Source organism: Burkholderia stagnalis, from assembly GCF_902830275.1.
GTDB classification, from domain to species: domain Bacteria; phylum Pseudomonadota; class Gammaproteobacteria; order Burkholderiales; family Burkholderiaceae; genus Burkholderia; species Burkholderia stagnalis.
The window spans coordinates 142234-166401 of record NZ_CADESW010000003.1 but is presented as its reverse complement, the minus strand read 5'-3'; the positions used below and the strand labels follow the sequence as shown (position 1 = coordinate 166401).

Sequence of the window (24168 nt, the reverse complement as noted above, 5' to 3'; positions counted from 1 at the left end):
GGAGAGGGCCGCTATTTTAGCGTAGCCGCCATGCCGGAAGCGGCGCGCGCGATGCCACCGCGGCGCCGGCATCGCACCGGCGTCGCAGTGGTACGCGCGCGGCCGCCCGTCAGTTCGCGCCGGCGCGGCCCATCGACAGTGTCGCGGCGGCGGCGCGCAGCCGCTCGAGCGCCTCGTCGATGGAGGGGGCCGTGCTCGTATCGATGCGGCGCATGTACGGGCAGGTCAGCGCGGCGATCGCGTGGCCGGACGGGCCGAGAATCGGCGCGCCGAGGTCCGTGATGCCGAACGCCTGTTGATTGTCCTGGCACACGAAGCCGTCCTGGCGGATCGTCTGGCATGCCTGCGCGAGTTCCTGCTCGTTCAGCGGCGCGTCGCCCCTGCCCTTGCGATGCTCGGTCAGCATGGTCGCGCGGTGCTCGGACGACTGGAACGCCAGCAGCACGCGGCCCGACGTGGAATCGGCCAGCCCGATGCGCGAGCCGAGCCGCACCGACACGCCCCACTGGCCGGGCGCGTCCACCTGCGCGATCACGAGCAGGTTGCCGCGATCGTAGACGGACAGGTGGCAGGATTGCTCGGCCAGATCGGCGAACCGCTGCATCGGCGGCAGCGCTTCGGCGATCAGGCGGTTCATCGGCGGATGGCGATGCGCGAGCGCGAACAGCTTGAGGCTGAGCGTGTAGCGGTCGCCGCCCGTGGAGCGCATCACGTAGCGGCGCGCGACCAGGCGTTCGAGCATCCGGTAGATCTCGCTCGCGTTGCGGCCGAGTTCCTTCGTGATTTCCGTGCGGGTGAGCCCTTCCTTCTGCTCGGACAGCAACTCGAGGATGTCGAGCCCCTTGTCGAGCGCGGGGGCGCGATAGCGTTCAAGTCCCCCGCCGTCTCCGTGGGCGTCGTCAACGGGGAGGCGGTCATTGATGATCTGCATTGCGTTGGTATCGTGGGTCGGTGAAATGCTCACGATCGGTTGACAGAACACGCATGACGGCTTTGCAACGCCCATATGCAAAGCTCGCGGCTGTCGGTGAGCGCACTTCGGTCGAGCATAACAACAAACAATTTGGAATTAATGCGGCGTCTTTTTACCGATCGTTACTAAACAGGAAAGGATGATAGGCCATCTCGATGACAAATATGGAAATAAAATGCACATTTGTTTCGTATGATGAATCAATGAGATGGGGCCGGAAGCGACGGCCGCGATGCTGCGTCGCAACGCCAGCGCGCGCTGCAATAGTCGGTATGCGTCGCGCGTCATTTCGCGGCCGGCCGCAGGTGGTACAAAGATCGGCGATCGACGCGTGACTCCGGCGCTTCGCGGCACGCTGCCGCGTGCGCCGGTATCCTGTCCCATCCGATAAGAGAGGTTGAGTTCGATGAAACTGCTTCGCTATGGCCCCCTCGGCCAGGAAAAACCCGGCATGCTCGACGCGGACGGCCGGATTCGCGATCTGTCGGCACACGTGGCGGATCTCGCCGGCGACGTGCTGTCCGATGCCGGCCTCGCGCGGCTGCGCGCCATCGATCCGGCGACGCTGCCGCTCGTATCCGGCGAGCCGCGCATCGGCCCGTGCGTCGGACGGATCGGCAAGTTCATCGGCATCGGCCTGAACTATGCCGATCACGCGGCCGAAGCAGGGATGCCCGTGCCGAAGGAGCCGGTCGTGTTCGGCAAGTGGACGAGCTCGGTGTGCGGCCCGAACGACGGCATCGACATCCCGAAAGGCTCGGTGAAGACCGATTGGGAAGTCGAGCTGGGCGTGGTGATCGGCACCGCGTGCAAGGACGTCGACGAGGCGCGCGCGCTCGACTGCGTCGCGGGCTATTGCGTCGTCAACGACGTGTCCGAACGCGAATGGCAGATCGAGCGCGGCGGCCAGTGGGACAAGGGCAAGGGCTTCGACACGTTCGGCCCGATCGGCCCGTGGCTCGTCACGCGCGACGACGTGCCCGATCCGCAGCAGCTCGACCTGTGGCTCGAGGTCGACGGCCATCGCTACCAGAAGGGCAACACGCGCACGATGGTGTTCACGGTCGCGCAACTGATCGCGTACCTGTCGCGCTGCACGAGCCTGCAGCCGGGCGACGTGATCACGACCGGCACGCCGCCGGGCGTCGGGATGGGCATCAAGCCGGCGCCGGTGTACCTGAAGCCGGGGCAGACGGTGCGGCTCGGCGTGGAAGGGCTCGGCGAGCAGCTGCAGCGCACGCGCGCCGCGCAGTGACGCGGCGCATGCCGGGCAGTCCCGCGCCTACCTGCCCGACAATTTCCGCCACATCGTCGTCTTGCTGATGCCGAGCATCGCGCATGCGCGGTCGCGATCGCCCCCGCATGCGTCGAGCGCCGCGCGGATTTCGTCGGCTTCCGCGCGGCGGCGGCGCGCCTGCAGCGTCGGTGCGTCGTCCGCGGCGGCGTCGGCCGGCACCGCGAACAGTTCCGGCGCGATGACCCGCAGCGCGTCCGGCGCGAGCATGCCGGCCGCACCCGTCCGGCCGGCGTCGGCGTCTGCTTCCTCCGCCAGCTCCACCGCGATCCGCTCGATCACGTTCTGCAGTTCCCGCACGTTGCCGGGCCACCGGTAGCGCATCAGGATCGGCTGCGTCGCGTCGAGCACGCGCGCCGCGTCGCCGGCATCGCGCAGGCTGTCCGCGAGCCGCGCTTCGCGCCGCGCGGCCTGCACCAGCAGCGCGGCCGCGAGCGCGGGAATGTCGGCCGGGCGCTCGCGCAGCGGCGGCAGGCCGACATTCAGGATGTTGAGCCGGTAATAGAGATCCGCGCGGAACGTGCCGTCCTCGACGGCCGCGAGCAGCGGGCGGTGCGTCGCGGCGATCACGCGCACGTCGATGCGGATCGGCTCGGTCGACCCGAGGCGGATCACCTCGCGCTCCTGCAGCACGCGCAGCAGCCGGCTCTGCAGCGACGGCGGCATCTCGCCGATCTCGTCGAGGAACAGCGTGCCGCGGTGCGCGGCCTCGAACAGGCCCGTCTTGCCGCCGCGCCGCGCGCCGGTGAACGCGCCTTCCTCGTAGCCGAACAGCTCGCTTTCGAGCAACGCCTCCGGAAACGCGCCGCAGTTGATCGCGACGAACGGGTAGCTGCGCCGCGCGGACAGCGCGTGCAGGCTCTGCGCGATCATCTCCTTGCCGGTGCCGCTTTCGCCGAGCACGAGCACGGTCGCATCGGATTTCGCGTAGCGGCGCACGAGGTCGCGCACGCGCGCCATCGGCGCGGATGCGCCGACCACGTCGTCGAGCGTGTAGCGCGCCGCGAACTGCTGCGTGTTCGGCTGCGAACGCAGCGCACGGTCGAGCCGTTCGACCGCGCGCGATTCCTGGAACGTCAGCACGCTGCCCGACGTGACGCCGCGATCGACGAGCGGCCCGCGATGCACGACGTAGCGCACGCCGCGCACGGTCGCGAGCGCATCGCCGTCGTCGCCGCGCAGCGTGCGCAGCTCCGGTGTCAGGTCGACCAGCGCGCGGCCGACGGCCGCCGCGGGTTCGACCCCGAGCGCGAGCGCGAGACGCTCGTTGATCGCCTCGACGCGGCCGCGCGCGTCGAGCGCGACGACGCCGTCGCGCAGGTGCTGGAGCAGGTTGTCGAGGCGTTGGCGGCGCAGCGCCTCGGCGTGCGTCGCGTACGCGACTTCGAGCGCGGTGTCGATCGCCTTGCGCACCGAGGCGTGCGAATACAGGAACACGGTGCCCATGCCGACGCTCGCCGCGAGATCGGTGACGAGCCCCGGGCCGACGATCGTCTCGATGCCGCGGTCGCGCAATTCGTGCACGCACGATTCCGCTTCCTGCGCGGACTGATATGACGCAAACTCCACGTCGAGGCCGTATGCGGCGACGAAGCGGCGCACTTCGGGCGGCGTTTCGCCTGCGCTGACGAGCGCGATCCGCGACGCGTCGCGCCGGGCGCGGGCGAGTGCCTGCATCACGTCGAAGCCGGTGGGCGTGACGACCACGACCGGCACCTGCGCGCGGGTCTTCAGGAAGCCGCCGTTCGAGCCGGCCGCGACGATCACGTCGGGCCGCGCGGCGCCGGCCTCGGCGATCGCATTGAGCGCTTCCTCGTACGCGCGCGACACGATCCGCACGTCGGCGCGCTCGTCGAATTCGCCGGCGATCTCGCGAAAGAGATCCCGCAGGCGGCTGATGCCCATGGCCCACACGCGTGGCCGCACGGTGCGCTCGGCCGGGCCGCCGAGCTTGATCGCGGAGATGTCCATGACGACCGATTATGCGCGTTGAATTTCAGTTTTGGAACCGCGGGTTTCTGATTTGAAATCACCGGGCCAGCCAGGCCACCGGTCGGTTGCTTAAGAATCAGTGAGTTAGCGCCGGCACGCGAGCTGGCCCGGTATTTGCTGTTTCAACGGACGTTCCATCAGGAGGCCGTTCATGAGCAATACGCATCTTCAAAGCGCCGGCGCGAAATTCCGTGCGGCAGTCGCGGCCGAGCAGCCGCTGCAGGTGGTCGGCGCGATCACCGCCTACGCGGCCAAGATGGCCCAGGCCGTCGGCTTCAAGGCCGTCTACCTGTCGGGCGGCGGCGTCGCCGCGAATTCGCTCGGCATCCCCGATCTCGGCATCAGCACGATGGAAGACGTGCTGATCGACGCGAACCGGATCACCAACGCGACCGACCTGCCGCTGCTCGTCGATATCGATACGGGCTGGGGCGGCGCGTTCAACATCGCGCGCACGGTCCGCTCGTTCATCAAGGCCGGCGTCGCCGCCGTGCACCTCGAGGACCAGGTCGGCCAGAAGCGCTGCGGCCACCGTCCGGGCAAGGAAGTCGTGCCGATCGAAGAGATGGTCGATCGCGTCAAGGCCGCGGTCGATGCGCGTACCGACGATCAGTTCGTGATCATGGCGCGCACCGATGCGGCCGCCGCCGAAGGGATCGACTCGGCGATCGAGCGCGCGGTGGCCTATGTCGAGGCCGGCGCGGACATGATCTTCCCGGAAGCGATGAAGACGCTCGACGACTATCGCCGCTTCAAGGCCGCGGTGAAGGTGCCGATCCTCGCGAACCTGACCGAATTCGGCTCGACGCCGCTGTTCACGCTCGACGAGCTGCGCGAGGCGAACGTCGACATCGCGCTGTATTGCTGCGGCGCGTATCGCGCGATGAACAAGGCCGCGCTGAATTTCTACGAGACGCTGCGCCGCGACGGCACGCAGAAGGCGGCCGTGCCGACGATGCAGACGCGCGCCGAGCTGTACGACTATCTCGGCTATCACGCCTACGAGCAGAAGCTCGACGAGCTGTTCGCGCAGGGCAAGAAGTAACCCGCGCCCCCTCCCCACGAGACACGAATCTGAGCATTGCATGGGGCCAAAGCAGGCGCAGAAGCGCCAGCACTGGCCGACAAAATGGAGAATGAAAGCATGAGCGAGACGAAAGACGCAGCAGCACCGGCCGCCGCAGGCGCCTTCAAGCCGAAGAAGTCGGTCGCGCTGTCGGGCGTGACGGCCGGCAACACGGCTCTCTGCACGGTCGGCAAGACCGGCAACGACCTGCACTATCGCGGCTACGACATCCTCGACGTCGCGGAGTCGTGCGAGTTCGAGGAAATCGCCCACCTGCTCGTGCACGAAACGCTGCCGAACCTGACCGAGCTGGCCGCCTACAAGGCCAAGCTGCGCGCGCTGCGGGGCCTGCCGAACGCGCTGAAGGCGGCGCTCGAGCAGATCCCGGCGTCCGCGCACCCGATGGACGTGATGCGCACGGGCGTGTCGGTGCTCGGCACGGTGCTGCCGGAGAAGGACGACCACAACCTGCCGGGCGCGCGCGACATCGCCGACCGCCTGATGGCATCGCTCGGCTCGATCCTGCTGTACTGGTATCACTTCTCGCACAACGGCAAGCGCATCGAGACCGAAACCGACGACGACTCGATCGGCGGCCACTTCCTGCACCTGCTGCACGGCAAGGCGCCGTCGAAGTCGTGGGTCGACGCGATGCACACGTCGCTGATCCTGTACGCGGAGCACGAGTTCAACGCGTCGACGTTCACGGGCCGCGTGATCGCCGGCACGGGCTCGGACATCTACTCGGCGATTACCGGCGCGATCGGCGCGCTGCGCGGGCCGAAGCACGGCGGCGCGAACGAGGTCGCGTACGAGGTGCAGAGCCGCTACCGCTCGCCGGACGAAGCGGAAGCCGACATCCGCCGCCGCGTCGAGAACAAGGAAGTCGTGATCGGCTTCGGCCACCCCGTCTACACGATCTCGGATCCGCGCAACAAGGTGATCAAGGGCGTCGCGCACAAGCTGTCGAAGGAAGCGGGCGACCTGAAGCTGTACAGCATCGCCGAGCGCCTCGAATCGGTGATGTGGGACGCGAAGAAGATGTTCCCGAACCTCGACTGGTTCAGCGCCGTGTCGTATCACATGATGGGCGTGCCGACCGCGATGTTCACGCCGCTGTTCGTGATCTCGCGCACGTCCGGCTGGGCCGCGCACATCATCGAGCAGCGCGTCGACAACAAGATCATCCGCCCGAGCGCGAACTACACCGGTCCGGAAGACCTGCAGTTCGTGCCGATCGAGAAGCGCTGATCGGGCGCCGGGGGAGGCCGGTCGGCTTCCCCCGCTCATGAATTCCCAGCTTTCCCCCACATCATGAATACCGCCTACCGCAAACCCCTGCCCGGCACGTCGCTGGATTATTTCGACGCGCGCGCCGCGGTCGACGCGATCGCGCCCGGCGCGTACGACACGCTGCCGTACACGTCGCGCGTGCTCGCCGAGAACCTCGTGCGCCGCTGCGATCCGGCGATCCTCGCCGATTCGCTGAAACAGATCATCGAGCGCAAGCGCGAACGCGATTTCCCGTGGTTCCCGGCGCGCGTCGTGTGCCATGACATCCTCGGCCAGACGGCGCTCGTCGACCTCGCGGGCCTGCGCGACGCGATCGCCGAGCGCGGCGGCGACCCGGCGAAGGTGAACCCGGTCGTGCCGGTGCAGCTGATCGTCGACCACTCGCTCGCCGTCGAGTGCGGCGGCTTCGATCCGGACGCGTTCGCGAAGAACCGCGCGATCGAGGATCGCCGCAACGAGGACCGCTTCCACTTCATCGAATGGACGAAGCAGTCGTTCGAGAACGTCGACGTGATCCCGCCGGGCAACGGCATCATGCATCAGATCAACCTGGAGAAGATGTCGCCGGTGATCCAGGCGCAGGACGGCATAGCGTATCCGGACACCTGCGTCGGCACCGACAGCCACACACCGCACGTCGACGCGCTCGGCGTGATCGCGATCGGCGTCGGCGGGCTGGAAGCCGAGAACGTGATGCTCGGCCGCGCGTCGTGGATGCGGCTGCCGGACATCGTCGGCGTCGAGCTGACCGGCAAGCGCCAGCCCGGCATCACCGCGACCGACGTGGTGCTCGCGCTGACCGAATTCCTGCGCAAGGAAAAGGTGGTCGGCGCGTACCTCGAATTCCGCGGCGCGGGCGCGGCGAGCCTCACGCTCGGCGATCGCGCGACGATCTCGAACATGGCGCCCGAATACGGCGCGACGGCCGCGATGTTCTTCATCGACGGCCAGACGACCGACTACCTGCGCCTGACCGGCCGCAGCGACGAGCAGGTGAAGCTGGTCGAGACGTACGCGAAGGAAGCCGGCCTGTGGGCCGACACGCTGGACCACGCGCAGTACGAGCGCACGCTGACGTTCGACCTGTCGTCGGTGGTGCGCAACATGGCCGGCCCGTCGAACCCGCACAAGCGGCTGCCGACGTCCGACCTCGCCGCGCGCGGCATTGCCGGCCAGTGGGAAGAGAAGGCGGGCGAGATGCCCGACGGCGCGGTGATCATCGCCGCGATCACGAGCTGCACGAACACCAGCAACCCGCGCAACGTGATCGCCGCGGCCTTGCTCGCGCGCAACGCGAACGCGCGCGGCCTCGCGCGCAAGCCGTGGGTGAAGAGCTCGCTCGCGCCGGGTTCCAAGGCGGTCGAACTGTATCTGGAAGAAGCGAACCTGCTGCCGGAACTCGAGAAGCTCGGCTTCGGCATCGTCGCGTTCGCGTGCACGACCTGCAACGGGATGTCGGGCGCGCTCGATCCGAAGATCCAGCAGGAGATCGTCGATCGCGACCTGTACGCGACCGCCGTGCTGTCCGGCAACCGCAACTTCGACGGCCGCATCCATCCGTATGCGAAGCAGGCGTTCCTCGCGTCGCCGCCGCTCGTCGTCGCGTATGCGATCGCAGGCACGATCCGCTTCGACATCGAGAAGGACGTGCTCGGCCACGACCAGGACGGCAAGCCCGTCACGCTGAAGGACATCTGGCCGACCGACGAGGAGATCGATGCGATCGTCGCGTCGAGCGTGAAGCCCGAGCAGTTCCGCAAGGTCTACGAGCCGATGTTCGCGCGCGTGGCCGATGCGGGCGAGCGCGCGGCGCCGCTGTACGACTGGCGCGCGCAGAGCACGTACATTCGCCGGCCGCCGTACTGGGAAGGGGCGCTCGCCGGCGAGCGCACGCTCAAGGGGATGCGCCCGCTCGCGGTGCTCGGCGACAACATCACGACCGACCACCTGTCGCCGTCGAACGCGATCCTCGCGAACAGCGCGGCCGGCGAATACCTCGCGAAGATGGGCCTGCCGGAAGAAGATTTCAACTCGTACGCGACGCACCGGGGAGACCACCTGACCGCGCAGCGCGCGACCTTCGCGAACCCGACGCTCGTCAACGAGATGGCGGTGGTCGACGGCGCGGTGAAGAAGGGCTCGCTCGCGCGCGTCGAGCCGGACGGCACGGTGATGCGGATGTGGGAAGCGATCGAGACGTACATGAATCGCAAGCAGCCGCTGATCGTGATCGCGGGCGCCGACTACGGCCAGGGCTCGTCGCGCGACTGGGCCGCGAAGGGCGTGCGGCTCGCGGGCGTCGAGGTGATCGTCGCCGAGGGCTTCGAGCGGATCCACCGCACGAACCTGATCGGGATGGGCGTGCTGCCGCTCGAGTTCAAGCCGGGCACCAACCGGACGACGCTCGGCATCGACGGCACCGAGACCTTCGACGTGGTCGGCGCACGCACGCCGCGCGCGGACCTGACGCTCGTGATTCACCGCAGGAACGGCGAGCGCGTCACGGTGCCGGTCACGTGCCGGCTCGACACGGCCGAGGAAGTGTCGATCTACGACGCGGGCGGCGTGCTGCAGCGCTTCGCGCAGGACTTCCTCGAATCGTCGCAGGCGGCATGACGGCGCGCTGACGCGCGCCACGCGGCGGGGCGGCGACGCCCCGCCCCGAGTCACATTACGACAACACGGACATGGCACACATCCCTCAAATCAGGATTCCCGCGACCTACATTCGCGGCGGCACCAGCAAGGGCGTGTTCTTTCGCCTGCAGGACCTGCCCGAGGCCGCGCAGGCGCCCGGCGCCGCGCGCGACGCGCTGCTGCTGCGCGTGATCGGCAGCCCCGATCCGTACGGCAAGCAGATCGACGGGATGGGCGGCGCGACGTCGTCCACCAGCAAGACGGTGATCGTGTCGAAGAGCACGCGGCCCGGTCACGACGTCGACTACCTGTTCGGCCAGGTGTCGATCGACAAGGCGTTCGTCGACTGGAGCGGCAACTGCGGCAACCTGTCGGCGGCGGTCGGCCCGTTCGCGATCGGCGGCGGCCTCGTCGATCCGGCGCGCGTGCCGCGCGACGGCATCGCGACCGTGCGGATCTGGCAGGCGAACATCGGCAAGACGATCATTGCCCATGTGCCGATCACGAACGGCGCGGTGCAGGAGACGGGCGACTTCGAGCTCGACGGCGTCACCTTCCCGGCTGCGGAAGTGCAGCTCGAGTTCATGGATCCGGCCGCCGAGGAGGAAGGCGCGGGCGGCTCGATGTTCCCGACCGGCAACCTCGTCGACGATCTCGCGGTGCCGGGCGTCGGCACGCTGAAGGCGACGATGATCAACGCCGGGATTCCGACGATCTTCGTCGATGCCGACGCGATCGGCTACACGGGCACCGAGCTGCAGGACGCGATCAACGGCGATGCGAAGGCGCTCGAGATGTTCGAGACGATCCGCGCGCACGGCGCGCTGCGCATGGGCCTGATCGACACGCTCGACGAGATCGCGACGCGGCAGCACACGCCGAAGATCGCCTTCGTCGCGAAGCCGGCCGACTACGTCGCGTCGAGCGGCAAGCGGGTGCGGGCGGGCGACGTCGACCTGCTGGTGCGCGCGCTGTCGATGGGCAAGCTGCATCACGCGATGATGGGCACGGCGGCGGTGGCGATCGGCACGGCCGCCGCGATTCCGGGCACGCTCGTCAACCTCGCGGCGGGCGGAGGCGAACGCCAGGCGGTGCGCTTCGGCCATCCGTCGGGCACGCTGCGCGTCGGCGCCGAGGCGCAGCAGGCCAACGGCGAATGGACCGTCACCAAGGCGATCATGAGCCGCAGCGCGCGCGTGCTGATGGAAGGCTGGGTGCGTGTGCCGGGGGATGCGTTCTGACGCGTGCCGGTTCCGGCGCGTTAGCCCGTCCGCCCGTCCGTACGACGGCTGACCGATCCCTGCGAAGCGAGCCCCGCCGAGCAGGGATTTTTCATTTGAGGGGGCATCGCGAATGCCATCCGACCGCCAAGCATGGAGAACCGCATGCCGCTCGATGCGCCGCTGAAAGGCGTTCATATCGTCGAATTCGAAGGCCTCGGCCCCGGCCCGCTCGCGGGCCGGATCCTCGCGGGGATGGGCGCGCAGGTCACGCTGATCGCACGCCCGGCGGGCCGCACGAGCGCGCCGGACGCGCTGCAGGCCCGCGACGGCGACGTGCTGCGCGACGGCAAGACGATCGTGCCGCTCGACCTGAAATCGCCGGCCGGGCGCGACGAAGCGCTTGCGCTGATTGCCCGCGCCGACGCGCTGATCGAAGGGCTGCGGCCCGGTGTGATGGAGCGGCTCGGCCTCGGCCCGGCCGATTGCGCGCGTCACAACCCGCGGCTCGTGTACGGCCGGATGACCGGCTGGGGCCAGACGGGCCCGCTGGCCGCGGCTGCCGGGCACGACCTGAACTACGTCGCGCTGACGGGCCTGCTGTCGCTCGCCGCGCCGTGCGACGGCCGGCCGGGCCTGCCGCCGACCGTCGTCGGCGATGCGGGCGGCGCGCTCGGGCTGGCGTTCGGCATCGTCTGCGCGCTGTTCGACGTGCGCGCGGGCGGCCCGGGGCGGGTGGTCGACGGCGCGATCGTCGACATCGTTGCGATGCTCGGCACGCTCGCGCTGTGGGCGCGCGCGAACGGCCAGCTCGACGGCGCGCAGCCGAGCTTGTTCCACGACGCGCCGTTCTACGACGTGTACCGCTGCGCGGACGGCGAATGCGTGACGATCGGCGCGCTCGAGCCGCCGTTCTACGCGTTGCTGGTCGAGCGGCTGGGGCTGACGGACGTCGATCCGGCGTCGCAGTACGACCGCGCGCGCTGGCCGGCGCTGAAGGCGCGTTTCGCGGAGGTGTTCGCGCGGCAGCCGGCAACGCACTGGCGCGCGCTGCTGGAAGGCACCGATGCGTGCTTCGCGCCGGTGTTGAGTGTGGCGGAGGCGGCGAAGCATCCGCACAACGCGGCGCGCGGGATTTACGAGACCGACGCGCAAGGCGTCGTGCGGGCGCGCGTTGCGCCGCGATTCCTGCCGTTGACGGATGGTGGGACGGAGTAGGCGCGTCCATACGTCGGTGGTTCACGGGGTGAGCGTAAGCCATGGGTCCAATTTTGGTGCTAAATTTGGTGCTAAAAGAGGTACAATCGACCCTCAATTGAAGAAGGAGCCGAAATGCCCCACACCATCCTGGCAAACGTCACGGCGAGCGTTTCCGAACTGAAGCGGAACCCGATGGGAACTGTCGCGGCGGGAGAGGGTTTCCCGGTGGCGATCCTGAACCACAACGAACCGGCGTTCTATTGCATCCCGGCGAAGACTTGGGAGGCGATGCTCGAACGTCTGGAGGATATCGAAGACAACGCGCTGGCTGATACGCGTGTCAAGGAGAAGGCTGTCAAGGTCAAGCTGAATGACCTTTGAACTCGCCTTTCTCGAACCTGCATTGAGAGAGTGGAAGAAGCTTGATCGCACCGTTCGCGACCAGTTCAAATCCAAACTCGCCGAGCGGCTCGAAAATCCTCGCATCCCCTCGGCAAAGCTGCACGGCCACCCGGATCGCTACAAGATCAAGCTGCGCAGTGCCGGCTACCGACTTGTGTACGAAGTGCGCGACACGGAGGTCATCGTGCTGGTCGTCGCGGTCGGTCGGCGCGAGCGCGATGCAGTCTATCTCGCCGCGATGAAATGTTAGAACGAAATGCGCCGCGCATTCGCCGCGGCCGCTTGTTCGCATCCTTGATCGCTCAGGCCGTTTCCTCCGGCGCCCCCGGCACCTTCCCGTCGCCGACGCGATTGATGGTGCCCTGCGCGATCGCGACGAGCCGCTCGTGATCGCCGTCGATCACGAACACGTGGCACTGGCAGGTGGCCTGCTGCCGCCCGGCGTAGACCAGCTTCGCGCGCGCGACGAGCGTGCCGTTCACCGCCGGCCGCAGGTAGTTGATCTTGTATTCGGCCGTGACCACGCGCGGCCCGAGCGCGAGCGCGCCGGCGAACGTCAGCGCGTTGTCGGCGAGATAGCTGATGACGCCGCCGTGCACGTAGCCGTGCTGCTGCCGCAACTCGTCGCGCACGGGCAGGCACAGCGACACTTCGTGCTCGCCGATGTGCATCAGCTCCGTGCCGAGCAGCATGCTGAACGGTTGCGCCCGCAATGCGCCGCGGGCGTGATCCACGATGTCGGTCATCGACATTCCTCGCAATGAGTGGCCGCTTGCGCTGAACTCTAGGAAGGGGGGCGCGGATAAGCAAGGAGATTCGTCCGCGTTTCTTGCAAATGGCGATGTCGTGCGGGCGCGATTATTGCGCCGAATGCCGGCATTCCCCATCATTTGCGCGATTTCTTCGCCGACACCTAAAGTCCGCCCCGGAAATGCCGCTAACGCCGGGGTTTGCCGCATCGTCGGTGTTCCAGGAATTTCCATGTTCAGCAAAATCAAGCTCGCGTCGGGCCTGCTCGGCGTGTTGGCCGTGTTCTGCCTCTTTCTGATCGCCGTCGAGGGGCTCGGCTTCTGGTCGCTCGCGTCCACGCGCGCCGGCGTCGACGATCTGTCGAACGTCGCGATCGCGCAGGTCGGCGCGGCGAACCAGGCGACCGAGCGCCTGCTCGACGCGCGCGTCAACCTGTCGCGCGCCGGCACGCGGATGGTGCGCGGCGGCCCGAAGCCGGAAGACATCCTGCGCCATGCGAGCGAATCGCTGGCCGAAGCGGACAAGGCGTTCGCGCGGCTGAACGCCGTGCCGGCGATCGACGACGAGAACCGCGCGCGCGTCGCGGCGCTCGGCGAGCGCTACCAGAAGTTCCACGCGGCGCTCGCGGAACTCGTGCAGTTCCTCCAGGCGGACAACATCCAGGCGTTCCTCGACCAGCCGACCCAGGGCTTCCAGGACACATACCTGACCGAGCTGCACCGTTTCGTCGACTACGGCAGCGCATCGAGCCGCTCGGCGCTCGACACGATCGACGGCGGCATGGCGTGGTTCAAGTGGGTGAGCATCGTGCTGCTGGTCGCGATGCTGGCGAGCAGCGTGGCGATCTACGCGGCCGCGCGGCGCGCGGTCGTCGCGCCGCTCGACGAGGCCGGCCTCCATTTCGAACGGATCGCGCAGGGCCGCCTCGACGAGACGGTCCACGCGGGCGGCGTGTACGAGATCGACCGGATGCTGCGCGGCCTCGCGACGATGCAGGCGAGCCTCGCGGACACCGTGCGGACCGTGCGCCAGGCGTCGGATGCGATCCACCTCGGCGCGGGCGAGATCGCCGGCGGCAATGCCGACCTGTCGGCGCGCACCGGCACGCAGGCCGCGTCGCTCGAGGAAACCGCCGCGAGCATGGAAGAGCTGACCGCGACCGTGCGGCAGAACACCGACAGCGCGCGCGCCGCGAGCCAGCTGGCCGACGAGGCGCTCAAGGCGACCAGCCACGGCGGCGGCGTGGTCGACAGCGTGATCGACAAGATGCGCGGCATCGCGCAGAGCTCGGGCCGCATCGCGGAAATCATCTCGGTGATCGACGGGATCGCGTTCCAGACCAACATCCTCGCGCTGAACGCGGCGGTGGAGGCCGCGCGCGCGGGCGAGCAGGGCCGCGGCTTCGCGGTGGTCGCGGGCGAGGTGCGCTCGCTCGCGCAGCGCAGCGCGCAGTCGGCGAAGGAAATCAAGTCGCTGATCGAGGATTCGGTCGCGCAGATCAACGGCGGCGCGGCGCTCGTCGAGCGCGCGGGCGAAGCGATGCGCACGGTGTCGACGTCGATCTCGCGCGTCGCGCAGACGATGACCGAGATCACGTCGGCATCGGTCGAGCAGAGCGTCGGGATCGAGCAGGTGAACCAGGCCGTCACGCAGATGGACCAGCTGACCCAGCAGAACGCGGCGCTGGTCGAGCAGGTCGCGGCGGCGGCGGCATCGCTGAACGACCAGACCACGCACCTGATGCAGGCCGTGTCGGTGTTCGAGGTGGGCGGCGCGCGCGGCGAGCGTGCCGCGCCGTCATATGCCGCGCCGGCTTACGCGCCGGAAGGCAGCGCCGCGTAAGCGGTCGCGAGGTGGTAGGGCGTCGTCGACGGCATGTCGGCGCGCGACACCTGCCCGTCGGCCGTCTTGCACTCGAACCAGCCGCGCGGATGCAGGAAGCGCGCGGCGAAGCGCGCGGCCTGCGTCGCGAGCGGCGCGGACGCAGGCGTGCTGCCGTGCGTCGCAAGCGCGCGCAGGTATTCGGTCTGCGCCCAGATCCGCTGCGTGCCGTCGAGGCACGCGCCCTGCGCGTCGAGCGCGGCGCTGACGCCGCCCGTCAGCGGATCGACGCCGTGCCGCTCGGCAAACACGAAGGCCCGCGCGAGCGCATCGCGCAGGCCGGTGTGCGCGACGCGCGCGCCGGCCGCGTCGGCCAGATAGAACCATTCGAATTGATGTCCCGGCTCGAAGCGGTTGTCCGCCGCGCCGAGCGGCAGCTCGGCGATGCAGCCGGTTGCCGTGTCGACGAACGCGTGCTCCACCGCCTGCGCGGTCCGGCCGAGCGCGTCGTCGAACGCCGTGTCGCCGAACGCGTCGGCCGCGGCGAGCCACGCTTCCGTCAGATGCATCAGCGGGTTCTGCAGCGGGCCGTTGCCCGACGACGAGAAATCGTCGTGACGCGCGGCGTCGAGCAATGCGCTGCCGCGCTGCGGCGCGAAGCGGTCCTGGATCAGCGCGGCGGTGTCCTCGGCGACCGTGCGCGCGGCGCGCTCGCCCGACGCCGCGTAATGGGCGGCGCACGCGAACACGATGAACGCATGCGTGTACAGGTCCTTGGTCGTGTCGAGCGGCGCGCCGGCCGCGTCGATGCTGAAGTGCCAGCCGCCGTGGCGAGTGTCGCGGAAGCGCCGGCACAATGCATCGAACAGGGTTGCCGCGTGGCCGGCCTCGCCCGCCTGCGCGAATACGAACAGCTGCCGTGCGCAGGCCATTGCGCGATAGCGCGTGACGGGCAGCGGCGCATGGGTGGCCGGATCGACGGCCTCGAACGGCAGCTGCATCGTGCGGTCGAACCCCGAACCCCGCCAGATCGGCAGGATGACGCGCGCGAAATGGTGGCGCAGTTGGGCGGCTTGGGTGGAAGCGGAGTCGGACATGGCGGGGTTGAACGCGTGAATCGAAACGTGTCGGCGCGGCCCGGAAGCGCGCGGCCGCGGCCAAGGATAAAGCATTCCGCGCGACCGGCACCAGAAAAAGGAGGGAAATCCGATGCTCGGCAACGTTGAACTCGTGATGCGGCTCATCCTGGCGGCGGCGCTCGGCAGTGTCATCGGCTTCGAGCGGGAGCGTCTTTCGTGGGCGGCCGGCCTGCGAACCCACATGCTCGTGTGCGTCGGCTCGGCGCTGATCATGATCGTGTCGGCGTTCGGCTTCGCCGACGCGCTCGGCAGCCCGCACGTCGTGCTCGATCCGTCGCGGGTCGCCGCGCAGGTCGTGTCCGGCATCGGCTTTCTCGGCGCGGGGTCGATCCTGCTGCGCGGCGAGATCGTGCGCGGGCTGACGACGGCCGCGAGCCTGTGGTCGGTCGCGGCGATCGGCCTCGCGGTGGGCGGCGGGCTCTACGTCGCGTCGATTTCGGCGACGTTCATCATCCTTGTCATCCTGGCGGGCGTGAAGCCGCTGGAGCGGCGCTACTTCACGGTGCGGCAGCGGCGCCAGCTCGTGCTCACCGTCGAGCGCGGCACGCTGACGTTCGACTCGCTGCACGCGGCGCTCGGGCCCAACAGTGCGCGCGTGAAGCAGTTCATCGTCCAGCAGGCCGAGGACAGCGACGAGCACGACGACGTGCGCATCGCGCTCGCACGGGTGTCCGACGTCGAATACCAGGCGATTCGCGACACGCTGCGCGCGCTGCCCGGCGTGACGCGCTGCGAAGAGGGGAACGGTTTGTCCGGTGGCGAATAGGCGACAGGTCATATTGATTGGTGACCGGCCATGCGACAATGCCCGGTCACCGATTCCGTTCGACGTTCCGGTCCCGCGTTCGCGGGGCCACGCACCCGATCTCCATGACCGAACCCGTCGCTACGCCCCGTTCCCGTTCCAACCGCCCGTCCTCCGCGAAGCCGCGCCGACGCGCTGCCGCAGCAGCGGCGGGCCGTGCGCCTGCCCGCGCGGCGCTGCAGCCCGGCCGCGATGCGCAGGCCGCCGACACGCACCGCGACGAGCGCACGCTCGACCTGTTCGGCGATCCGGTGCTCGACGCGGGCGAGCGGGTGCAGATGGCGGCGCGCCAGGCGGTGGCCGCCGATACGGAGGTCGTCGTCGACGATGCGCACGCGCATCAGCAGGCGATGCTCGACGGGTTCGACGCGCCGCAGACGTTGGCAGCGGACGTGCATGCTGCGATGGGCGGGGGCGACGCAATTGCCGTTGTCGACAGCGCGGTTGCAGAGGCTGACGGCCGGGCGGCCGCGTCCGGTGAAGTTGCTTCGGGCGACGCGATCGCAGAGGGCGCTTCGCATGGCGCAGGGAATGTGGCCGCTGCCGATGTCGAGTCGAAAGCGGCGTCCGATGGGTTGGCGAAGGATGTGCCGATCGGCGTGAATGGCCATTCGACTGACGACATTGCGACGGAAGCGACGTCCGACATTTCGGTGAAGGATGCGCCGACCGGCGCCGATGGCACCACCGCCGCTATCACGTCGTCCACGCAGGACCGCGAACCGCCAAACGACGCCGAGGAAATCGCCGCCGCCGGCCTGGCAACGAAGGCGGCCGCTCCACGCGCGGCCGGCGCCCGTTCGTCGGCGGGGGCGAAGCGCCGCGCATCGACGGCAACCGCGCGCGAAGCGGCGGCGCCGTCCGGGCCGGCAGCGGACGACGCGGCGCCCGCGCCGAGCCAACCTGATATCCCGGAGGAGGCCTCAACGGCCATCCTCGCCGCGTCTGCCGTTGCGGCGACGCCATCCCCATCGCGCACGGCCGCCTCCGTGGCGTCGATCATCACGAAGCCTTCCTCCGACCGCGTCGAGCCGTCCCTCGCGGCGCAATCGGACGATGCATCCGCCGCCACCCCTGCGTTCGATCCCGATGCGCACCTGCGTCCGCTTTCCGAGCGCCTTGCCGCGCTGCAAGCGGAAACGACCGCGCTGCACCGCGCGGCCGATCGCGAAATGCGCCGGGTGAACCGCCTGCTGCTCGCGCTGGCCGTCGTCGTGCTGGCCGGGCTCGCCGCGCTGGTGCTGCAGACGATCCAGGTATCCCGGCTGAAGCAGGAGGCTGCCGCCCAGCAGCAGCGGATCGACCGCCTGAAGGCCGACCTGACGACGCAGCAGGCCAGCGTGATGACGCTGGAGCAGCACAACGACATGCTGATGACGCAGGTCAACCGCCTGGAGCGCAGCGTGAGCCGCCCGGCGCCGGCCCAGAAGCCGGTGGCCGTGAAGCATGGCCGTCGCGGCATCAAGTAATCCGACCCTATCGGCCGGTTGCGGCAAATTGCAGCGGTGTGCTGGCAGAGTTTAGGGAAAACCCTTAGAATGGCGTTCATCTAAGGGAAAACCCTAGTCATCCCTGTCGGAGTCGCACATGAGCTTCATCCTCGCCCTGCTGCAAAAGATCGACGACCTGTTCGTTTCGCCGCACCTGCCGCTCGATGCGGAATATTCGTACGCCGCGCGTCGCGCCGAAGCCGAGCGCCTGCGCCGCTCGCACCTCGTGCCGCTGTGCCTGTATCGTCGCTGATTCGCTGATTCGCTGATTCGCCGATTCGCCGATTCGCCGATTCGCTGATTCGCTGATTCGCCGATTCGCCGATTCGCCGATTCGCCGATTCGCCGATTCGCCGATTCGCCCCGCGCGGCGTGCAATGCGCACGCGCAGGCCTTTCCGCTCCCGCGCCGCGCACACTGCGCGGCTGTCCCGCTACACTGGAAATCCGTTCCCTCACACGGCGACCGGGCCATGTTGCAGATGCGGCCGATGACGGCCGGCGAATTTCGCGCCTACCGCGCGCGGGCCATCGACGGCTACGCGCGCGATCTCGTGCTATCCGGGCAGAACCCCGCCGACGAGGCGGCCGCGCGCGCCCGGGCCTGCTTCGATACGCTGCTTCCAGACGGCCTGCTGACCGCCGGCCAGACGATCGTGTCGCTCGTCGACGATGCCACCGGCGACGCGATCGGCGATCTCTGGTTCGCGATCGTGACCGAAGGGCCGAATCGCACGCTGTTCATCTACGACCTCGACATCGCACCGCCCCGGCGCCGTCAGGGCTGGGCCACGCGCGTGCTGGATGCGCTCGAGGCCGACGCGCGCCGGCACGGCGTCACCGAAATCGGGCTGTCGGTCTTCAATCACAACGCGGCCGCGCGGGCGCTGTATCGCGCGTGCGGCTTCGTGCCGATCACGACCACGCTGATCAAGCCGGTCGTGTCGGGCTAGCGCCCGCCCCTCAAATGAACAGGCCCGGTGAAACCGGGCCCGTCTTCACTGTTCCAACGGCGCGCCGTTACCCCGCCCGTCCCTTCCACCGCCGCAACAGCAGCGCATTCGTCACCACGCTCACGCTGGAAAACGCCATCGCCGCGCCCGCGATCACCGGGTTCAGCCACCCGAGCGCCGCGAGCGGCACGCCGACCAGGTTGTAGACGAACGCCCAGAACAGGTTCTGCTGGATCTTGCGGTACGTGCGCTTCGAGATGTCGATCGCATCGGCGACGAGCGCCGGATCGCCGCGCATCAGCGTGATGCCGGCCGTGTGCATCGCGACGTCGGTGCCGGTCGCCATCGCGATGCCGACATCCGCCGCGGCGAGCGCGGGCGCGTCGTTGATGCCGTCGCCGACCATCGCGACGATGCCGCCGTGCGTGCGCTTCAGCTCTGCGACCACGCGCGCCTTGTCGTCCGGCAGCACCTGCGCGTGCACCTCGCCGATGCCGAGCGACGCCGCGACGGCCGCCGCGCTGCCACGGTTGTCGCCCGTCACCAGCACGCTCGCGACGCCGCGCGCGGCGAGCGCCGCGATCGCATCGCGCGCGCTGGCCTTCACGGTGTCGCCGAACGCGATCAGCGCGAGCGCCGCGCGCGGCGCGTCGGCGCGCATCAGCCACGAGATCGTGTTGCCGGCGCGTTCGAGTTCGGCCGCGCGCGCATCGAGCGCGGGCGGCACGACGATGCCCAGCTCGTCGCGCCAGCGCGTGCTGCCGAGCGCCAGCAACTGGCCGTCGACGCGCGCTTCGACGCCGCGCCCGGCAACCGCGCGCGCATCGGCGCCGACACGCGCGGCGGCCGCGCCGCCGCGGGCCGCGACATCCGCATCGTGCGCGGCGACGACCGCGCGCGCGAGCGGGTGATCGCTGTGGCGCTGCACCGCCGCGGCGAGCGCGAGCGCTTCGTCGCGCGGCATGCCGATCGCGTCGAACGCCGTTACCGACGGCTTGCCTTCGGTCAGCGTGCCGGTCTTGTCGAATGCGATCACGGTCGCGCGCTGCGCCAGTTCGAGCGCTTGCGCGTCCTTGATCAGCACGCCGTGGCGGGCGGCGACGCCGGTGCCGGCCATGATCGCGGCGGGCGTCGCGAGGCCGAGCGCGCACGGGCACGCGATCACGAGCACCGCGACCGCGTTGAGGATCGCGGTTTCCGCGCCCGCGCCGGCGATCAGCCAGCCGACCAGCGTCAGCGCGGCGATGCCGAGGATCGCCGGCACGAACACCGCGCTCACGCGGTCGACGAGCCGCTGGATCGGGGCTTTTTCCGCCTGCGCGGATTCGACGAGCCGGATGATGCGGGCGAGCGTCGTCTCCGCGCCGATCGCGGTGGTTTCGACGACGAGCGCGCCTTCGCCGTTGATCGAGCCGGCCGTCACCGGATCGCCGCCGTCCTTCGCGACCGGCAGGCTCTCGCCGGTGATCAGCGATTCGTCGACGTGCGAACGGCCCGAGACGACCCGGCCGTCCACCGGCACCCGTTCGCCGGGCCGGATGCCGACGCGCGTGCCGACCCGCACCTGCGCGAGCGGCACGTCGCGCTCGACGCCGTGCTCGACGACGCGCGCGCGATCGGGCCGCAGCGCGTTCAGCGCGCGGATCGCGTCGGTGGTCTGGCGCTTCGCGCGCGCCTCGAGCCATTTGCCGAAGCGCACCAGCGTGATGATGACCGCCGATGCCTCGAAGTACAGATGGCCGGGGTGCGCGGGGTCGCGCAGCAGCATCCACAGGCTCAGCCCGTAGGCGGCCGACGTACCGAGCGCGACGAGCAGGTCCATGTTGCCGGCGCGCGCCTTGATCGCGTGCCAGGCCGCGCGGTAGAAGCGCGCGCCGAAGCCGAACTGGACGATCGACGCGAGCACGAGCTGGAGCCAGCCGGGCAGCATCGCATCGACGCCGAACGGCGCGGCGACCATCGGCGCCATGAGCGGCGCGCTCAGCACAGCGGCGGCGATCACGAGGTTGCGGTCACGGATCGCTTCGCGGCGCTTGCGATCGTCGGCGCTCGGCGTTGCACTGGCGGGTGTAGTGGCGGGTGTAGTGGCGGCGACCCCACCGACCCCACCGACCCCACCGGTCGCGCCAGCCACAGGCGCGGCGACGGGCGACGCCCGATAGCCGGCGGCCGTGACCGCCGCGATCAGCGCGGCGGGATCGAGGGCCGCGACGCCATGCACCGAGGCCCGTTCCGTCGCGAGGTTGACCGATGCGTGGGCGACGCCCGGTACGTTCGCGAGCGCCTTTTCGACGCGGCCGACGCAGGACGCGCAGGTCATCCCGCCGATGTCGAGCTCGATTGCGTCGGACGGGGCGGGCGGTGCGTCGGCGGCGTCCGGCTCGGCGAGCGGTGTCGCGAGGTAGCCGGCCTGCTTGACCGCGTCGACCAGCCGGGCGGTCGTGACGCCGGCTTCCGCGTCGACGGTCGCGCGTTCGGTCGCGAGATTGACCGACGCCCGCGTGACGCCCGGCACGCCCGCGAGCGCCTTTTCGACACGGCCGGCGCAGGATGCGCAGGTCATGCCGCCGATGTCGAGTTCGGTATGGCGCGAAGCGGGCGGCGGTGCAACGTCGGCATCCGGTGCCGCGACCGGCGTCGCGCCATAGCCGGCCTGCTTCACCGCGTCCGCGAGACGGGATGCGGTAACGCCGGCTTCCGTCTCGACGGTCGCGCGTTCGGTCGCGAGATTGACCGACGCCCGTGTGACACCGGGCACGTTGGCCAGCGCCTTCTCGACGCGCGCGACGCATGACGCACAGGTCATGCCGTCGATATCGAGTTCGATCGGTGCGGGCGCGGCGGAGGCCGGGCGGATGGGTGTCGGCGAAGCCGGTTCGGCAGCGCGATAGCTGCCCGTTCCGGCCGGTTCGCGCAACGCCGCGCGATACCCGGCCTCGCCGACCGCCGCGATCAGCAGGGCCGGATCGACGGTGTCTTGCGCGTTGACCGTGGCCTTACCGCCGTCGAGGTCGACGGTCGCGTCGACCACGCCCGGCACATCGGCCAGCGCGCGCTGTACGCGCCCGGTGCAGCCGCCGCAATGCATGCCTTCTACCGTCAGCACGATCGTGTTCAGCGCCGCCGAGGCGAGAGGTTCTGTCATGTCGGGTTCCCAAAAGCGCGGTCTGAGCCGCAGACGAGCCCAGTATCAACATTCCAATAGTGGGAAGGTCAAGCCCTGGTTGCAAGTGTCGGGTACGCGCAGGATTCGAACAGGCATTCACGATGCCCATTCTGACGCGCGGATCCATATGGAGGTTTTCGATCGCGGGGCGGGTTTGTCTCTCGACAAGCGGAAGCGATTTCCGAACACGCTCGCCGTTTCCCGCCGCCGCCGTTTCGCCAGCCGCAAACATGCAAGCTATTCGCCATATTGGGGATTGCCCCAAGGCGCTATGATACCGGCCTGATATCAGCGCCCATCGCCGTGAGACCGCGCCGGGGCAGGCCGGGGAAGCCCCGCGACTGACCTCGCCTTGCGTCGGCATTACCACGTGCGCGATGCGCAATGCGCTGATTTTTAAAGAAATACATACGGCCAGCCATCAATGATAAAAACCCGACGAGAACCCGTCTCCGTGCGGCGCGCGTGCGCGTTGCTGACTATTGCAGCGCTCCTGGCCGGATGCGCGTCGCAACCGGACGTGATCCAGCGAAAGACCGGCTGGATGCGCGCCGAAGTGGCCGATTCCTATATCTATGCGTATCCGCTCGTGCTGATGGACGTCGCGAAGGACGCCGCCACCGGCGGCGACGGCGCGCAGCCGGGCCAGGCGCCGCTCAACACGCTGCGCCACGCGCAGGCGCTGCCGCCCGTCGGCGCGGTCAACCCGCCGCTGCCCGGCGTCGACACGCTCGACTCGACCGGCTGGCTCGACGTCGCCGCCGAACCGGTGATCGTGACCTTGCCCGACACCCGCGGCCGTTACTGGGACGCCCGCGTGCTCGACATGTGGACCAACGTGCTGTGGTCGTCGAACGCGGCGGCCCGAGGCCCGCGCGGCGGCGCCCGACAGCAAACGATTGCCTTCGCCGCGAAGGACTGGCAGGGCACGCTGCCGAAGGGCGTGACCCGTGTCGACGTGCCGTCGCGCAATGCGTGGCTCGAAGTTCGCCTGCAGACGAGCGGTGGCCGAGACCTGACCGCGGTGAAGAAACTGCAGCGCGCGATTCGCGTGGTGCCGCTGTCGGTTCACACCGGCGCGGCGCGCGGCGCATCGGTCGCGGTCCACGCCGGCAGCGCGCCCGCCGAGGCGGCGAGCGGCGGCACGCCGGCCGAGCAGGTCGCCGCGCTCGACCCGAAGGCGTACTTCGCGCGCTTCGCGCAGGCGCTGCAGGACAACCCCGTGCCGGCCGACGACGCGCACGCGCGGCAGCAGCTCGACGACATCGGCGTGTCGGCCGGCTACCCGGTGCTGTGGACGGGCGACCGCCTCGCCGCGGCCACGGCTGGCGTTGCCGAAGCGCGCGGGCGGCTCGCGGCGCCGCCGCCGAACCTGCTCTCCGCGAACGGCTGGAGCTGGATCGGCGACACGGCCGGCAAGTACGGCCAGGACTACGCGCTGCGTGCGTACGCGGCGTACACGCAGTTCGGCACCGCGACGCGCGACGACGAAACCCTCGCGGTCGTGCGCATCGACAGCGACGGCCATGCGCTGAACGGCGCGAACCGCTACACGCTGCATTTCGCGCCGGGCGCGCTGCCGCCGGCGCGCGCGTTCTGGACGCTCACGCCCTACACGACGAGCGGCGCGCTGCCCGACGTCGGCGGCGCGCGCCGCTCGCTCGGCGATCGTGACCGGCTGCGGCGCAACCATGACGGCTCGGTCGACATCGTCGTATCGGCCGCGTCGCCGGGCGGCGCGAATGCGTCGAACTGGCTGCCCGCGCCGCGCGCGGATTTCGCGCTGGCGCTGCGGCTCTACGCGCCGAAGCCACAGGCGAGCGACGGTTCCTGGATGCCGCCCGTCGTCGTGCGCAAGTGATCGCGCCGCCGCCGCGCCCGTCCGGCCGACGGGCGCGGCCGCCGCCGGAGCTGCGTCCGGTCATTCAGTGCGCCTATACTTTCGGGAAACGGGCCGGATCGCTCCGA

At 69.6% G+C, this 24168-nt stretch carries 19 protein-coding genes; 14 read left to right on the top strand and 5 right to left on the bottom strand.

Annotated features, from left to right (window positions below; all coding sequences use genetic code 11):
• Window positions 1-109 precede the first annotated feature (109 nt).
• On the bottom strand, window positions 110-931 hold the full coding sequence (locus tag HWY45_RS07770) for an IclR family transcriptional regulator (protein WP_059879349.1): 822 nt from the start codon (window positions 929-931) through the stop codon (window positions 110-112).
• A 448-nt stretch (window positions 932-1379) separates the two neighbouring features.
• Between HWY45_RS07770 and HWY45_RS07765 the strand changes: the two genes are divergently transcribed.
• Window positions 1380-2228 (top strand): ureidoglycolate lyase, encoded by an 849-nt coding sequence (locus HWY45_RS07765; RefSeq protein WP_059879352.1) that lies wholly within the window; start codon window positions 1380-1382, stop codon window positions 2226-2228.
• A gap of 27 nt (window positions 2229-2255) precedes the next feature.
• On the opposite strand, the gene prpR is transcribed toward HWY45_RS07765, so the two are convergent.
• On the bottom strand, window positions 2256-4238 hold the full coding sequence (gene prpR / locus HWY45_RS07760; protein WP_059879354.1) for a propionate catabolism operon regulatory protein PrpR: 1983 nt from the start codon (window positions 4236-4238) through the stop codon (window positions 2256-2258).
• Window positions 4239-4410: 172 nt separating this feature from the next.
• Between prpR and prpB the strand changes: the two genes are divergently transcribed.
• From prpB to HWY45_RS07725, 7 genes are all read left to right on the top strand, one after another.
• Window positions 4411-5304: a methylisocitrate lyase gene (gene prpB, locus HWY45_RS07755; RefSeq protein WP_059801248.1), complete on the top strand. Its 894-nt coding sequence runs from the start codon at window positions 4411-4413 to the stop codon at window positions 5302-5304.
• Window positions 5305-5403: 99 nt separating this feature from the next.
• On the top strand, window positions 5404-6576 hold the full coding sequence (prpC, locus tag HWY45_RS07750; protein WP_059801251.1) for a bifunctional 2-methylcitrate synthase/citrate synthase: 1173 nt from the start codon (window positions 5404-5406) through the stop codon (window positions 6574-6576).
• Between the two features lie 63 nt (window positions 6577-6639).
• Window positions 6640-9234: a Fe/S-dependent 2-methylisocitrate dehydratase AcnD gene (gene acnD, locus HWY45_RS07745; protein WP_059879357.1), complete on the top strand. Its 2595-nt coding sequence runs from the start codon at window positions 6640-6642 to the stop codon at window positions 9232-9234.
• A gap of 71 nt (window positions 9235-9305) precedes the next feature.
• On the top strand, window positions 9306-10496 hold the full coding sequence (gene prpF, locus HWY45_RS07740; protein WP_059565118.1) for a 2-methylaconitate cis-trans isomerase PrpF: 1191 nt from the start codon (window positions 9306-9308) through the stop codon (window positions 10494-10496).
• 144 nt (window positions 10497-10640) lie between these two features.
• Window positions 10641-11693, top strand: a complete 1053-nt coding sequence (locus HWY45_RS07735) for a CaiB/BaiF CoA transferase family protein (protein WP_059879588.1) — start codon at window positions 10641-10643, stop codon at window positions 11691-11693.
• Window positions 11694-11807: 114 nt separating this feature from the next.
• A complete protein-coding gene (locus HWY45_RS07730) occupies window positions 11808-12056 on the top strand; it encodes a type II toxin-antitoxin system Phd/YefM family antitoxin (RefSeq protein WP_059565119.1) in 249 nt (82 codons plus the stop codon).
• A complete protein-coding gene (locus HWY45_RS07725; protein ID WP_059879359.1) occupies window positions 12046-12327 on the top strand; it encodes a type II toxin-antitoxin system RelE family toxin in 282 nt (93 codons plus the stop codon). Before HWY45_RS07730 ends, HWY45_RS07725 begins: the two co-directional genes overlap by 11 nt.
• A 52-nt stretch (window positions 12328-12379) precedes the next feature.
• On the opposite strand, the gene HWY45_RS07720 is transcribed toward HWY45_RS07725, so the two are convergent.
• Window positions 12380-12823, bottom strand: coding sequence for a PaaI family thioesterase (locus HWY45_RS07720; RefSeq protein WP_059879591.1), 444 nt, complete (start codon window positions 12821-12823; stop codon window positions 12380-12382).
• 235 nt (window positions 12824-13058) lie between these two features.
• On the opposite strand from HWY45_RS07720, the gene HWY45_RS07715 reads away from it, so the two are divergent.
• The gene (locus HWY45_RS07715) at window positions 13059-14669 is read left to right on the top strand and encodes a methyl-accepting chemotaxis protein (protein ID WP_059565121.1); all 1611 of its coding nucleotides are present in this window, start codon (window positions 13059-13061) and stop codon (window positions 14667-14669) included.
• Here HWY45_RS07715 and HWY45_RS07710 read toward each other — a convergent pair.
• Window positions 14642-15745: an AGE family epimerase/isomerase gene (locus HWY45_RS07710; protein WP_059879363.1), complete on the bottom strand. Its 1104-nt coding sequence runs from the start codon at window positions 15743-15745 to the stop codon at window positions 14642-14644. The two genes, HWY45_RS07715 and HWY45_RS07710, sit on opposite strands and share 28 nt — an antisense overlap.
• 112 nt (window positions 15746-15857) lie before the next feature.
• On the opposite strand from HWY45_RS07710, the gene HWY45_RS07705 reads away from it, so the two are divergent.
• The 4 genes from HWY45_RS07705 (at window position 15858) to HWY45_RS07690 (ending at window position 19034) form a co-directional block, all read left to right on the top strand.
• On the top strand, window positions 15858-16553 hold the full coding sequence (locus HWY45_RS07705; RefSeq protein WP_059879367.1) for an MgtC/SapB family protein: 696 nt from the start codon (window positions 15858-15860) through the stop codon (window positions 16551-16553).
• Between the two features lie 20 nt (window positions 16554-16573).
• Entirely contained in the window at window positions 16574-18061 is a 1488-nt protein-coding gene (locus HWY45_RS07700; protein WP_230946797.1) for a flagellar hook-length control protein FliK, read from the top strand.
• 118 nt (window positions 18062-18179) lie between these two features.
• A complete protein-coding gene (locus HWY45_RS07695) occupies window positions 18180-18335 on the top strand; it encodes a hypothetical protein (protein ID WP_165940515.1) in 156 nt (51 codons plus the stop codon).
• 219 nt (window positions 18336-18554) lie between these two features.
• A complete protein-coding gene (locus HWY45_RS07690) occupies window positions 18555-19034 on the top strand; it encodes a GNAT family N-acetyltransferase (RefSeq protein WP_059801264.1) in 480 nt (159 codons plus the stop codon).
• Between the two features lie 67 nt (window positions 19035-19101).
• On the opposite strand, the gene HWY45_RS07685 is transcribed toward HWY45_RS07690, so the two are convergent.
• A complete protein-coding gene (locus HWY45_RS07685; RefSeq protein WP_081069697.1) occupies window positions 19102-22179 on the bottom strand; it encodes a heavy metal translocating P-type ATPase in 3078 nt (1025 codons plus the stop codon).
• 445 nt (window positions 22180-22624) lie between these two features.
• On the opposite strand from HWY45_RS07685, the gene HWY45_RS07680 reads away from it, so the two are divergent.
• Complete coding sequence (locus tag HWY45_RS07680) at window positions 22625-24061, top strand: DUF1254 domain-containing protein (protein WP_059879373.1); 1437 nt, start codon at window positions 22625-22627, stop codon at window positions 24059-24061.
• Window positions 24062-24168: the final 107 nt, after the last annotated feature.